Origin of the sequence: Streptomyces sp. NPDC060049, assembly GCF_042736715.1 — a bacterium.
Taxonomy (GTDB): domain Bacteria; phylum Actinomycetota; class Actinomycetes; order Streptomycetales; family Streptomycetaceae; genus Streptomyces.
Genome location: NZ_JBHWVV010000011.1, coordinates 103,841 through 116,249, shown reverse-complemented (window position 1 = coordinate 116,249; position 12,409 = coordinate 103,841). Strand labels below are relative to the sequence as shown.

Here is a 12,409-nt window from a genome sequence, read left to right as displayed (position 1 = left end):
GGTGAGCATTCATGTTGTCGTGGGATTCGGGGCCGCCGGGGCCGCCACCGCTCGGCTGCTGGCCGAACAGGGCCGTTCCGTAAGGGTCGTCACCTCGTCGGGCCGAAGCCCGGAAGCGGGAATCGAGCACGTCGCGGTGGACGCGACCGACCGCGACCGGCTGGTCGAAGCCGTGAAGGGCGCGGACGCGATCTACGGCTGCGCCGCGCCGCCCTACCACCGCTGGGCGGACGAGTGGCCGCGGCTGACCTCGTCGCTCTGCGCCGCGGCCGAGGAGACCGGGGCCGTCCTGGTCATGCTGGGGAACCTCTACGGCTACGGCCCGGTGGACGGACCCATGACGGAGGGGCTGCCGCTCGCGGCGACCGGGCCCAAGGGGCGGGTGCGCGCCGCAGGGTGGGAGCAGGCGCGCGACCTGCACCGGCAGGGCCGCATCAGGGCGGTCGAAGTGCGGGCCTCGGACTTCTTCGGGCCCGGCGTGACCGAGGGCGGCCACCTGGCCGCGCGCGTCGTACCCCCGCTGCTGCGCGGCAAGCCCGTCTCCACGCTCGGGGACCCGGACGCCCCGCACAGCTGGACCTACCTCCCCGACGTCGCCAGGGCCCTGGCCGAGGTGGCGGGGGAGGAGCGGGCCTGGGGCCGGCCCTGGCACGTCCCGACGGCACCCGCGCAGTCGGTCCGGGAGATGGCCGAACGCCTGGCCGCCCGGTCCGGAACGGGGCCGGCCGTGGTGCGCAGGCTCCCTTCGGCCGTACTGGGCGCGGCGGCGCTCTTCTCCCCTCTGCTGCGCGAACTGAAGGAAGTCCGCTACCAGTTCGACCGTCCGTTCGTCATCGACTCGAGCGCCTACGAGGCCGCGTTCACCGTCCGGGCCACCCCCGTCGACGAGCAGGTCGCGTCGACCGTGGACTGGTGGCGCGAGCGCCTGGCGACCGCCGGGTGACGTCCGCCCGCCGTCGCCCCGCCGGCCCGGCCGGTCCGGTGGCGTCGAGGACGGCCGTCGCAAACCCCCCGTCGGGGATTCGCCGTCACCGCCGCGCCGCGGTGCCGTCCGGCCCGGCCGGCTCCGGGAGGCGGCGGGCCAGCGCCCAGGCCAGCAGGGGGAGCACGGCCAGCGGGAGCAGGGCGGTGCGCAGTGAGGCGGCGTCGGCCGCGGCGCCGATGAGGGGGCTCGCGAGGCCGCCGACGCTGACGGTCAGGCCCAGGGTGACCCCGCTCGCGGTGCCCATGCGCGTCGGCAGGTAGTCCTGGCCCAGGGTGACCTGGAGGGAGAACGGGGCGTACAGCGCGGCGGCGGCCAGCGCGGAGCACAGGTACACCAGGGGCAGCGGGAGGAAGAGGATTCCGGCGACGGCCGGTACCGCGGCCGCGTAGGAGCGGTGGACGGTGGTGGTCCGGCCCCAGCGGGCCGCCAGCCGGCCGCCCAGGAGGGTGCCGCCGGCGCTCCCCGCGAAGAGGGCGAACAGGGCCACCGCCCCGGCGGTCCCGCTCCCGCCGCGCTCGCGGACGTACAGGGCGATGAAGGTGCTCAGGCCGATGAAGACCACCGAGCGGACGACGACCACCAAGGAGAGGCGCAGGAACGCGCGCCAGTCGTCGGCGGGTTGACCGGAGGCGGTGGGGGCGGTCGCGCGGCTCCCCTCCGAACTCTTCGCGGGGGAAGGCCGGTTGAGGAACACGCCGACTGCGGCCGGGAGGGCCAGGAGCCACCATCCCGCCGGCCCCGGCCCCGGCCCCGGCAGCGCCAGCGCGGCGACGACCAGCAGAGGCGCGCAGGCGAATCCGATGGTGCCGCCGAGCGCGAACCAGCTCATCGCGCCGTGCCCCGGTCCGCCCGACGTGCGGACCAGCCGGGCGGCCGCCGGGTGGTAGGCGGCGACGCCCAGCCCGGACAGGGCCACCGCCGCGAGCGTGGCCGGGTAGCCGGCGTCGAGCCCGACCAGGGCCACGCCCAGTCCGGCGGCGCCCGTGGCCAGCGGTATCAGCCAGGGCATCGGCCACCGGTCGGTCAGCACACCGAACAGCGGCTGCACCACGGAGGAGAGGAGGGAGGCGGCCAGCACGATGCCGGAGGCGGCGGCGTACCCGTACGCGCGCTCGGAGACGAGGAAGGGGACGAGCGCGGCGACGGCGCCCTGGTAGACGTCCACGCACGCGTGGCCGGCCGAGAAGGCGACCGCGCGCCGCCGGGCCCGGGGGCCGGGCGGGCGGTGCGCCCGAGACGCCGGAACGGACGGGGGAAAGGGAGTGGTCGAGGTCACCGGTCGAGCATCGCTCTCCCCCTGCGCGGCTCGCTTCCGATAAATTGCCGGGTGATGCAGGAAATCCGCCACACCCCGCGCGCGGCGACGAACGTCCGGGAGCTCGACACCCACCGCGGCATCGACGCGCACCGCCACGACGACCATCAGATCTGCTACGCCGGGTCCGGGGTGCTCTCGGTCACCACCGACGCGGGCACCTGGGTCGCGCCGACCACCCGCGCTCTGTGGATCCCGGCCGGAACGGCGCACGCGCACCGCGCGTTCGGCCGCGTCGACCTGCACTGCGTGGGCCTGCCGACCCACCTCAACCCGCTCTCCCTCTCGGCCCCCGCCGTGCTCGCCGTCGGCCCGCTGCTGCGCGAGCTGATCCTCGCGTACACCCGGGCCCCCGAGGACGGCAGCGCGGAGCGCCGCCGCATGCTGGGCGTACTGCTCGACCAGCTACGGGCGTCGCCGCTCCAGCCGCTACACCTCCCCGCCCCGGCCGATCCCCGCCTGGCCGCCGTCTGCGGACTGCTGCACACCGATCCGGCGGATCCGCGCGGCCTGGCGGAACTCGCCGCGGCGGCGGGCGCCGGGGCGGGCGAGCGCACGCTGAGCCGGCTGTTCCGCGCCGAGCTGGCCATGACCTTCCCCCAGTGGCGCACCCAGCTGCGCCTGCACCACGCCCTGCGCCTCCTGGCCGTCGGCACCCCGGTGACGACGGTGGCCCACCGCTGCGGCTGGTCCTCGGCGAGCGCCTTCATCGACGTCTTCCGCCGCGCCTTCGGCCACACCCCGGGCACCCACACCAGGGAGTAGGCCCGCGTCTGAAGGCGGGGGCGGGCCGGATCGGGGCGGGGGGGTGTCCGCCCGCTCTCCGGGGTCGGGCCGTGTCCGATCCATACTTGGCGCGTGATGAGCGACGACGACAGTGTGCTGTGTTCCCTCGACGGGCGGGCCGGGGTGGTCACCCTCAACCGGCCCAGGGCCCTCAATGCCCTCACCCATGCCATGGTGCTGCGGATCCACGGGGCGTTGGCCGGCTGGGAGGGGGATCCGCGGGTCGAGCAGGTGGTGATCCGGGGGGCCGGTGAGCGCGGGCTGTGTGCCGGTGGGGACATCCGGGCCATCCGTGACGACGCCGTGGCCGGGACCGGGGCCTCCGTCGGGTTCTGGCGCGACGAGTACCGGCTCAACGCGTACATCGCCCGCTATCCCAAGCCCTACGTCGCCCTCATGGACGGCATCGTGATGGGCGGCGGGGTCGGGGTGTCCGCGCACGGGAGCGTCCGCGTCGTCACCGAACGCTCCCGCGTCGCCATGCCCGAGACCGGCATCGGCTTCGTCCCGGACGTCGGCGGGACGTACCTCCTCGCCCGCGCTCCCGGCCGGCTCGGCGTCCACCTCGCCCTCACCGGCTCCGCCGTGGGGGCCGCCGACGCGCTGCTGTGCGGGCTCGCCGACCACTTCGTACCCGCCGGCCGGCTGCCCGCGCTGACCGCCGAGCTCGCCGACGCCCCCGCGGGCGAGGTGCTGGCGCGCCACGCCGCCGTGCCCGAGCCGGGTCGGCTCGCCGGGTGGCGGGGCTGGATCGACCACTGCTACGCGGCCGACACCGTCGAGGAGATCGTGGACCGGCTGCTCGGGTACGGGGACTCCGCGGCCAAGGAGGCCGCCGAGACGATCCTCGGCAAGTCCCCGACGGCCCTCAAGGTCACCTTGGAGTCCCTCCGCCGGGCCGCAGTCCTCGGTGCGCTGGAGCCGGTGCTGGAACAGGAGTTGCGGGTCTCCCGCCACGCGCTGGCCTCGCCCGACCTGGTGGAGGGCGTCCGGGCGCAGGTCGTGGACAAGGACCGCAGCCCGCGCTGGTCCCCGGCGACCCTCGGCGAGGTCACCGATGAGGACGTGGCCCGGTTCTTCGCCCCGATCGGGTAGTTCGCCCCGCTCGGGAGGCGGGCGCCGGAGGGCCCTTCGGGGAGCACCTCCGGGCCGCGGCGGCGAAAACCGCGTTCAGGCCGCCCGCTACGCCTTCCGCGCGGACGTCCAGCCCTGGCGGCGGAGGCTTTCGAAGCCGTCCAGGAGGAGGTCCAGGGCGAATTCGAACTCGAACTGGTCGTCGCAGCCGCCACCGACCGTGGAGCCCCCGTCGTGTGCGGCCGTCGCGGCCAGTTCCGCGATGTGCGGGTAGCGCGCCGCCAGCCCGGGGTCCGGCGGGCCGGCGGGCCCCGAGGTGTCGAACAGTTCCTGGCTGAAGCCGAGCAGGCGGCTGCCCATCGCGTGCATGACGTGGTGCGTGAGGTCGGCGGAGAGGCCGCCGTCCCGGAAGCTTCCGGCCATCGAGTCCAGGTACGCCAGCACGGCCGGGGTGGGGCCGGTCCGTGACTCGATGACCCGGGCCGCCCAGGGGTGGCGCAGCAGGGCCCGTCGGGCCGAGAGGATCCGCCCCCGGACCACGCGCTGCCAGTCGGGGCCCGCGGTCGGCGGGTCGATCTCGCCGACGACGGCGTCGGCCATGCCGTCGAGCAACTCCTCCTTGTTGGCCACGTGCTTGTAGAGGGCCATCGGTACGACGTCCAGCTCCTGCGCGAGCCTGCGCATGCTGAGCGCGTCGATGCCGGTGGCGTCGGCGAGCGCGACGGCGGCGCGCAGGACGCGGTCCCTGTTCAGGGGGATCCGTTGCGTGTGCGTGGCTTCCTGCCGGGTCATTCCGGTTCGGCCCCTTCCCTCCTCGACGGCTCCTTCTCCTTGACGAGTGTACGACGTACACCTATGATCACCGCCAGGTGTACGGCGTACACCACATCGAGCGAGGGGTGCCGAGAAGATGAGTCCCGACCGGAGAACCGCGGTGGCCGCCGGGTCGCTGTTCCTGCTGACCGAGGTCGCCGCGATAGCCGGGGCGGTCCTGTACCGCCCCCTGCTGGGCGCGGCGGACGGCCGGCTCGCGCAGGGCGCCGATACGCGGGCGCTGCTCGGGGTGCTCTGCGAAGTGGTGCTGGTGGTGGCGGTGGCCGGTACGGGGGCCGCACTGTTCCCCGTCCTGCGGCGCCACGGCGAGGGGCTCGCGCTCGGGTACGCCTTCGGGCGGCTGCTGGAGGCGGCCGTCATCGCCCTGGGGATCGTCTCCGTCCTGGCGCTCGTCACCCTGCGGCGTGACGCGGGGCCGGCGGACGGCGCCGACGCCGCGCTGGTGGCGCTGCACGACTGGACGTTCCTGCTCGGGCCCAACATCGCCCTCGGCCTGAACACCGTCCTGCTCGCGTACGTGGCGTTCCGCGCACGGCTGGTGCCGCGCTTCATCGCCGTGCTCGGGCTGGTCGGCGGGCCGCTGATCTGCGCCTCGGCCGTCGCCGTGATGTTCGGGGCCTACGCGCAGCTCTCCGTGGCGGGGTCGGTCGCCGCGCTCCCGGTGTTCGCCTGGGAGCTGGGGCTGGCCGGGTGGCTGATCGTCAGGGGGTTCGGGCCCGGCTCGGGCGCCGTGTCCCCGGCGGACGGCGCGGCGGCCGCACCGGCGGGTGTCCGCCGGTGAGGTAGACCCGGCCCGGCCCGGCCCGGCCCGCCCCGCAGCGCTAGCGGTAGCCGGTCGTGTCCGCCGGGCGGTCCGGGTCCTGGACCTCGACCATGTAGCGCCAGGCGTCCGGCCGGCTGCCGTCGACGTCCGTGAAGCCGTAGACCCCGGCGAGCTGCCCGCTGGAGAGCGACTGCCCGTTCCAGCGGGACACCTGCGGGTCGGCGGCCAGCGCCGCGACCGCGCGGCCCACGTAGAACGGGGTCTCCGAGATGGCGAAGTGGGGGACCTTTTCCAAGGCGTCGCGCCAATTCGCCTCGGTGACACCGAAGTTGTCGAGCATCATCTCCGAGCGCAGCCAGCCGGGGGTCAGCGCGAGGGCCGTCGCGCCGCGCGGTCCCACCTCGTGCCCGAGAGCGAACGCCATGCGCAGCACCGCCGATTTGGCGATGTCGTAGAAGAACGAGACGCGGTAGCGGCTCGCGTTGTACTCCGCCGTGCCGTCCGTCATCTCCACCACCAGGCCGCCCGGTTCCCGCAGCAGCAGCGGGAGCGCGTAGTGGCTGGTGACGGCGTGGGTCTCCACCGCCAGCCGCAGCAGCCGCAGGCCCTTGTCGAGATCGTGCTCCCAGACGGTGCTCTCCCACTCGAAGAGCACTTCGCCGCCCCAGATGTCGTTCACCAGCACGTCGAGGCGGCCCTGCTCTGCGTCGATCCGCTCCACCAGCCCCCGGACCTGCTCGGGCACCAGATGGTCCGCGACCACCGCGACACCCCGCCCGCCCGCCGCCGAGACCAGCTCGGCCGTCTCCTCGATCGTCTCCGGCCGGTCGTACTCCGAGCGCCTGCCCTGCGTACTGCGCCCGCTCACGTACACCGTGGCGCCCCGCGCCCCCAGCTCGATCGCGATGCCCCGCCCCGCGCCCCGGGTCGCCCCGGCGACCAGGGCCACCCTGCCTTCGAGGGTCCGCCGTTCCTCAGTCATGACCACGAGCCTACGTCGCCCGGGCGCGGCCGTAGAGGGGCGGCGCGTCCGCGTCCGGGTGACCCCGCCGCGGGGCGAGGCGAGGGCGGGCTTGAACAACCCGCCCTCCAGGCCGCACTGTTGGCCGAGATCCTTCATACCGTCAGGAGACCAGGCTTGTCCTCCGATCACGCACCCGCGCACGTCATCGACCCCGCCGGCGGCTGCCCGCACGCCCTCAACGCCCGGCTGCGCGCGCGGGGCGCCGTAGCCGACGTGGTGCTTCCCGGCGGCGTGCCCGGCGCGGTGGTCCTCGGCCACGAGGCGCTGAAGGAGTTCCTCGCCCACCCCGACGTGGCCAAGGACGCCCGGCACTTCGGCGCCCTCCACGACGGCACCGTCCCGCCGGACTGGCCGCTGCGCGTCTTCGCCAACGCCCAGGGCATGCACACCGCGGACGACGCCGACCACCGCCGGCTGCGCTCCCTCGTCGGCAACGCCTTCACCGTGCGCCAGGTGGAGCGGCTGCGCCCCCGCGTCGAGGAGCTGACGGCCGGGCTGCTGGACGACCTGGAGCGGGCCGCGGCCCAAGCCCCCGACGGCGTCGTGGACTTGCGCACGCACTTCGCGCTCCCGCTCCCGATGAGCGTGATCTGCGAGCTCCTCGGCGTGGACCCCGAGCACCGGGGCCGGCTGCACGAGCTGTCGAACACGGTCATCGTCGCCACCGACGCCACCCCGGCCGAGGTCATGGCGGCCGTACGGGAGCTCGTCGAGCTGATCGGCGCGATCGCGGCGGCCCGGCGGGCCGATCCGGGCGAGGACCTGACGAGTGCGCTGATAGCCGCCCGCGACGGGGACGGCGACCGGCTGAGCGAAGCCGAACTCATCGGCACCATGCGGCTGATGCTGGTCGCGGGCCACGAGACCACCCTCAACCTGATCAGCAACGCCGTCCGAGCCCTGTGCACCCACCGCGACCAGCTCGCCCTGGTCCTGGAGTCCAGGGCCACCTGGTCGGACGTGGTCGACGAGACCCTGCGCTTCGACGGCCCGGTCAGCTGGTTCCCGTTCCGCTACCCGACCCGCGACCTGATCATCGGCGGGACCGTCATCCCGCAGGGCACGCCGGTCCTCGCCGGTTACACGGCCGCCGGCCGCGACGAGGCCTTCCACGGACCGGACGCCGACCGCTTCGACGTCACCCGCCCCACCGCGGCGCGCAGCCTCTCCTTCGGGCACGGCGCCCACTACTGCGTCGGCGCCCCGCTCGCCCGGCTGGAGGCCGTCACCGCCCTGGAAGCCCTCTTCACCCGCTTCCCGGACCTCGACCTGGCCGTCCCCGAAGCCGACCTCCCGCACCAGCGCAGCTTCATCGGCAACAGCGTCGAAGCGCTGCCGGTCCGCCTGACGGGCAAGTAGGGGCCCCGAGGACCCGACGCGCCGTCCGGGAGGGCCCGCAGCGCCGGGCTCGGCCACTGGGGCGACGCGCAGTCCGGGGCCCTGGTCCTGGGGTAGATTCGCCGCCTGTTCACCGGGGCGGTTCCGGAGGTTTCACCCGCCCCGATGTCATATGAGCCATGATCGACGGGGATATGCGGAACACGCCGAAGACAACGAATCGCCGGACCCGGTCCCAAGCGCCGACGAGGGTGTCGCCGACGGTGGCGGCGCGCACGGTCTACCAGGTCAAGCTGCTGGTCGACCCCGATCAGGTGCTGGACGGCGGCGGGCTGCCCACGGAGGCGGCGGCCACGGCGCTGGCGCTGGGCGCGCCCGGCCGCGTCGAGGTCGCGCAGTACATGGACGACGCCGGGCGGAGTCTGAACGGAGAGGGCTGGATCGTCCGCATCCGGCGCCACGACGACGAGAACCGCGTCCGGCTCGCCTACAAGGCCCGCTTCGAGATCGAGGGCGACGGCTCGGAGCCCGCCGAGGTACGGCGCGTGATGGACCGGGCCGGGGAGCACGACTTCGCCGTCGGCGAAGGGAACTACCGGGTCCAGGTCAACCTCAGCCACACCCGCGCCACCCTCGACTTCACGAACAAGAAGTGCCGCCGGGTCCCGGGCCTGGCCCCCGGCGAACTCCCCGGCCTCGAGGCCTCCCGCGCCATCGTCCTGGACCGCCTCCCCGGAAAGCTCGCCCGGTGGGGCGCGAAACCGGCCGGATGGGCTCAGGCCGTCACCGCGTCATCCCGTCTTCACGGCCCGGTAAGCCAGGCGAACTATCCTGGCCGCATGCTCGATCACGCGATGGAGACGCAAGTCAGCCGGCTGCCCACCGCGTCCGGCGAGGCGGCCTGGTTCGCGGAGGTCACCGCCAAGGCGCACACCCTGCGGGATGCCGTGCGACTGCGCTCCGACCTGATGGGCAAGCTCCGGGCCGAGGGCTGGCTGCTGGAGCGCGACGCCTTCAAGACCGAGCTCATCCTCGGCCCGTGAAGGCGTCCGGCACCGGACCGATACGCGTGGCCCACCTGGCCGACCTGCACATAGGGTCCGCCCTGGGCGGGCTGGCGGACTATCCCGGTGCGCCCGCGATAGACCCGTACGAGGCTCCGTACGAGGCCCTGCGCGCGGCCGTGCGCCACATCGTCGGGGGCGGCTACCACGCGGTGCTCCTCGCCGGGGACGTCTTCGACCGCCGCCACGCCGACGCCCGCGCGCTGGCCGCCTGCCAGGACGCCCTCAGCGCCTTCCACGAGGCGGGCCTGCGCACGGTGGCGGTCTCGGGCAACCACGACGCGCAGAGCCCGCTGCCGCACAAGCTCTCGCTCCCGCCGTCCGTGCGCTGGCTCGCGGCGGACACCCCCGAGTCGGTGTCCTGGCCCGACCTCGGGATCACCGTCCACGGCCAGTCGGTGGCCGACCCGGACGAGCGCCGCGACCTGGCCGCCGGATACCCGCGCCGTGTACCCGGCACCGTCAACATCGGGCTCCTGCACACCAGCCTGCACGGTGCCTGGAGCCGCCGGATCTGCGCGCCGGCCGACCCGCGGACACTGGCGCGCGCCGGATACGACTACTGGGCGCTCGGCCACGTCCACCACCGGCTCGTGCCGGGCGCCGGCGCGTTCGCCGCGTACCCGGGCAACACCCACGCCCGGGGCCCCGGAGAGCCGGGCGGCCGGGGCTTCACCGAACTGCTGATCGGGGACGGCGGCCGCATCGGGATCCGCCAGGTGGACACCGCCCCGGTGCGCTACGAGGACCTGCACCTGCCGTGCCGGGCCACCGCCGAGGCCGACCTGCGGGCCCGGTTCGCGGCCGTCCCGTGCCCGCCCGCCGGCGGCGCCGTCGTCTGGACCCTCACCGACGGCACGCATCCCGGCCTGCTGCGCGCGGCACGCGCCCTCGCCGGGCCGGCCGCGATGGTCTGCCCCGCGCCGACGTCCCCGGCCGCCTGAGGCGGGGCAGGACACCGCGCGCCGGGATCCCGACCGGGACGCCGCACGCCCGCTCCTCACGCCGACCGGACGCGCACGACCACCGAGTGCCACCCGGTCGCCCCGTCGGGGACCGTCCCGGCCCGTTCCCCCGTCTGCACGGCGCCCGTCCGGTCCGTGGCACGGACCTCCAGGGCGTGCCGGCCCGGAGCCGCCTCCCACGTCCACACCCACTGGCGCCAGGTGTCGTCGCCGTCCGCGTCCCCGAGCCGGGCCTCGTGCCAGGGGCCCGCGTCCACCCGTACCTCGACCCGTGCGATGCCCCGGTGCTGCGCCCACGCCACCCCGGCGACGGCCACCGGACCCGGCGCGGGTTCGGCGGAGGGGCGCGGGGTGTCGATGCGCGACTGGGTCTTGACCGGAGCCCGCGGGGCCCAGGACCGGCGCACCCAGTAGGCGTCGTAGGCGTCGAAGGTGGTCAGCCGCAGCTCGCGGAGCCACTTGCACGCGGAGACGTACCCGTACAGGCCCGGCACGACCATCCGTACGGGAAAGCCGTGCCGGAAGGGGAGCGGCTCGCCGTTCATCCCGACGGCCAGCAGTGCCTCCCGGCCGTCCATCACGGCTTCGACGGGGGTGCCGAGGGTCATCCCGTCCACCGAGCGCGCCACCAGCTGGTCGGCCGGACCGCCCTGCGACGGCGGCCGCACGCCGGCCTCGCGGAGCAGGTCCGCGAGGCGCACGCCGAGCCATCGGGCGTTGCCCGCGTAGGGGCCGCCGACCTCGTTGGACACGCACGTCAGGGTGATGTCGTGCTCGACCAGAGGGCGCGCGAGCAGCTCGCGCAGGTCGAGGGTGAGGGGTCTGGCCACTCCGTCCCCGTGGATGCGCAGCCGCCAGGCGTCCGCGTCCACGCGCGGTACGACCAGGGCGGTGTCGACGCGGTAGAAGTCGGGGTTCGGGGTGAGGAAGCGGGAGATCCCGGGGACCCGCAGACCGGCCCCGGCCGGGACCGGTGGAGCCGGTACGGAGGGCGCCGGGAGGACCAGGTCCGCCCGGGAGGACGTGGCCCCCGCCGAGCCGAAGGCGCCGAGCCTTCGCCCGGCGTACCCCGCCCCGGCCGAGAGGGCGAGGGCGCCGACGACGAGGCGGCCGAAGCCGCGCCGGTCCATGCCCGTGGTCGCGGGTCCGGGTCCGGGCCGCTCCAGGGCCGTGACCAGCAGGTACAGCACCCCGGCGGCGACGGCCCCGCCCACCAGTGAGGGCAGTGCGTCCTTCCAGCCCGCCTCCGGCCGGCTGAGCGCCGCCGCCGCCCCGACCGCCCCGACGGCGGCAGCGAGCGCCGTGCCCGCGGGCAGGTGCCGTACGGCCAGCAGCCCGGCCGCGGCCGCGATCGCGCAGAGGACGACGACGATGCCGACGGCCAGGACCAGCTTGTCGGCGTCGCCGAACCGGCGGATCGCCCACTCCTTCACGGCGGCCGGGGTACGGTCCACCACGGCCCCGCCGACGGCGGTGAGCGGGGAGGCCTCGGGCCGCACGGCCGCGGCCGCCACGTGCGCCAGAGCCAGGCCGGTGACAGCGGCGACCAGTCCGCTGACGGCGCCGAGCGCGTACCGCAGCGGGCGCTCGGGTCCTGCCTTCACTCGGGTCATTGCACTCACCGTCCACCCGTCCGCTCGGCCCCCCAGGGGCCGGCCGCCCTGTCGGCAGCATGGCACCCGGAGGGTCGGCGAACCACAGCTGAACACCCGCCCGGCCGGTGCGGCGGGCATCCCGGCGGTCAGGAACACCGCCCGGCCCCGGTCCCGGGAGACCACGACACGTCCGCAGTCGCGGCAGGTCGCCGCGCAGCCGTGTCTTCACGGTACCGAGCGGAACCGACGGCGTCTGCGCGACCTCGCCGCCCGCCCGGGTGACGCCCCCTCACGCGCGGGGGCGGCCGGCCCGCTCGGCGGCCCGGCGGGCCATGGTCACGAGGTGGCTCTCCGCGCCGCCGGCCGGCCCCGGCCGGCGGCCCGTGGCGACCTGCCCGCGTTTGCGCAGCTCCACGACGCCCGCGGTGAGCGGCTCCCGCAGGTCGGCGCGGAGCTGCGGGTCGTGCGCCCGGGCCGGGGACCGGCGTAACCGGTCGGAAGCGGGACCGTCGCCCTCGCCGGCGAGGGGCGTCAGCGGCTCCGGGGCGGCGGAGGGCGTCGTCGGGTCGGTCTGGGACATGGCGGGCGCTCCCGGCGTCGGAAGGGGCGGCCGCCGGTTGCTCCCCGGGCCGCCCGCCCCTGATCGATTTCCGCCAGTGAACCCAG

General features: G+C 75.4%; 12 protein-coding genes. 7 read left to right on the top strand and 5 right to left on the bottom strand.

Annotated elements, in window-relative coordinates; genetic code table 11:
* Position 1 precedes the first annotated feature (1 nt).
* Complete coding sequence (locus ACFWBY_RS21795; protein WP_385333673.1) at positions 2–943, top strand: NAD-dependent epimerase/dehydratase family protein; 942 nt, start codon at positions 2–4, stop codon at positions 941–943.
* Positions 944–1,028: 85 nt separating this feature from the next.
* Here ACFWBY_RS21795 and ACFWBY_RS21790 read toward each other — a convergent pair whose 3' ends face one another.
* Entirely contained in the window at positions 1,029–2,150 is a 1,122-nt protein-coding gene (locus ACFWBY_RS21790) for an MFS transporter (protein WP_385333793.1), read from the bottom strand.
* 165 nt (positions 2,151–2,315) lie between these two features.
* Between ACFWBY_RS21790 and ACFWBY_RS21785 the strand changes: the two genes are divergently transcribed.
* Both ACFWBY_RS21785 and ACFWBY_RS21780 read left to right on the top strand, forming a co-directional pair.
* Positions 2,316–3,065: a helix-turn-helix domain-containing protein gene (locus ACFWBY_RS21785; RefSeq protein ID WP_385333677.1), complete on the top strand. Its 750-nt coding sequence runs from the start codon at positions 2,316–2,318 to the stop codon at positions 3,063–3,065.
* Between the two features lie 96 nt (positions 3,066–3,161).
* The gene (locus ACFWBY_RS21780; RefSeq protein WP_385333680.1) at positions 3,162–4,181 is read left to right on the top strand and encodes an enoyl-CoA hydratase/isomerase family protein; all 1,020 of its coding nucleotides are present in this window, start codon (positions 3,162–3,164) and stop codon (positions 4,179–4,181) included.
* An 87-nt stretch (positions 4,182–4,268) separates the two neighbouring features.
* Here ACFWBY_RS21780 and ACFWBY_RS21775 read toward each other — a convergent pair whose 3' ends face one another.
* A complete protein-coding gene (locus tag ACFWBY_RS21775; protein ID WP_385333683.1) occupies positions 4,269–4,952 on the bottom strand; it encodes a TetR/AcrR family transcriptional regulator C-terminal domain-containing protein in 684 nt (227 codons plus the stop codon).
* A 118-nt stretch (positions 4,953–5,070) separates the two neighbouring features.
* Here ACFWBY_RS21775 and ACFWBY_RS21770 point away from each other — a divergent pair, with 118 nt between their 5' ends.
* Positions 5,071–5,775, top strand: coding sequence for a DUF4386 domain-containing protein (locus ACFWBY_RS21770; protein WP_385333686.1), 705 nt, complete (start codon positions 5,071–5,073; stop codon positions 5,773–5,775).
* Between the two features lie 40 nt (positions 5,776–5,815).
* Here ACFWBY_RS21770 and ACFWBY_RS21765 read toward each other — a convergent pair whose 3' ends face one another.
* The gene (locus ACFWBY_RS21765) at positions 5,816–6,739 is read right to left on the bottom strand and encodes an SDR family oxidoreductase (protein WP_385333688.1); all 924 of its coding nucleotides are present in this window, start codon (positions 6,737–6,739) and stop codon (positions 5,816–5,818) included.
* Between the two features lie 156 nt (positions 6,740–6,895).
* On the opposite strand from ACFWBY_RS21765, the gene ACFWBY_RS21760 reads away from it, so the two are divergent.
* The 3 genes from ACFWBY_RS21760 to ACFWBY_RS21750 all read left to right on the top strand — a co-directional run bounded on the left by ACFWBY_RS21760 (position 6,896) and on the right by ACFWBY_RS21750 (position 10,127).
* A complete protein-coding gene (locus tag ACFWBY_RS21760; protein ID WP_385333691.1) occupies positions 6,896–8,140 on the top strand; it encodes a cytochrome P450 in 1,245 nt (414 codons plus the stop codon).
* Positions 8,141–8,382: 242 nt separating this feature from the next.
* Positions 8,383–9,162, top strand: coding sequence for a hypothetical protein (locus ACFWBY_RS21755; protein WP_385333694.1), 780 nt, complete (start codon positions 8,383–8,385; stop codon positions 9,160–9,162).
* A complete protein-coding gene (locus ACFWBY_RS21750) occupies positions 9,159–10,127 on the top strand; it encodes an exonuclease SbcCD subunit D (protein ID WP_385333697.1) in 969 nt (322 codons plus the stop codon). Before ACFWBY_RS21755 ends, ACFWBY_RS21750 begins: the two co-directional genes overlap by 4 nt.
* 56 nt (positions 10,128–10,183) lie before the next feature.
* Here the strand turns inward: ACFWBY_RS21750 and ACFWBY_RS21745 are convergent, their stop codons facing one another.
* Both ACFWBY_RS21745 and ACFWBY_RS21740 read right to left on the bottom strand, forming a co-directional pair.
* Positions 10,184–11,761 carry a molybdopterin-dependent oxidoreductase gene (locus ACFWBY_RS21745; protein WP_385333699.1) on the bottom strand — a complete coding sequence of 526 codons (1,578 nt, stop codon included), beginning with the start codon at positions 11,759–11,761 and terminating at the stop codon, positions 10,184–10,186.
* 271 nt (positions 11,762–12,032) lie between these two features.
* A complete protein-coding gene (locus ACFWBY_RS21740; RefSeq protein WP_385333702.1) occupies positions 12,033–12,323 on the bottom strand; it encodes a hypothetical protein in 291 nt (96 codons plus the stop codon).
* Between the last annotated feature and the right edge of the window lie 86 nt (positions 12,324–12,409).

Bases quoted from the DNA above. Each gene is read 5' to 3' on its own strand.
- ACFWBY_RS21765 (WP_385333688.1), bottom strand. From the start codon at position 6,739: ATGACTGAGGAACGGCGGACCCTCGAAGGCAGGGTGGCCCTGGTCGCC.
- ACFWBY_RS21770 (WP_385333686.1), top strand. From the start codon at position 5,071: ATGAGTCCCGACCGGAGAACCGCGGTGGCCGCCGGGTCGCTGTTCCTG.
- ACFWBY_RS21745 (WP_385333699.1), bottom strand. From the start codon at position 11,761: ATGACCCGAGTGAAGGCAGGACCCGAGCGCCCGCTGCGGTACGCGCTC.
- ACFWBY_RS21775 (WP_385333683.1), bottom strand. From the start codon at position 4,952: ATGACCCGGCAGGAAGCCACGCACACGCAACGGATCCCCCTGAACAGG.
- ACFWBY_RS21785 (WP_385333677.1), top strand. From the start codon at position 2,316: ATGCAGGAAATCCGCCACACCCCGCGCGCGGCGACGAACGTCCGGGAG.
- ACFWBY_RS21780 (WP_385333680.1), top strand. From the start codon at position 3,162: ATGAGCGACGACGACAGTGTGCTGTGTTCCCTCGACGGGCGGGCCGGG.
- ACFWBY_RS21740 (WP_385333702.1), bottom strand. From the start codon at position 12,323: ATGTCCCAGACCGACCCGACGACGCCCTCCGCCGCCCCGGAGCCGCTG.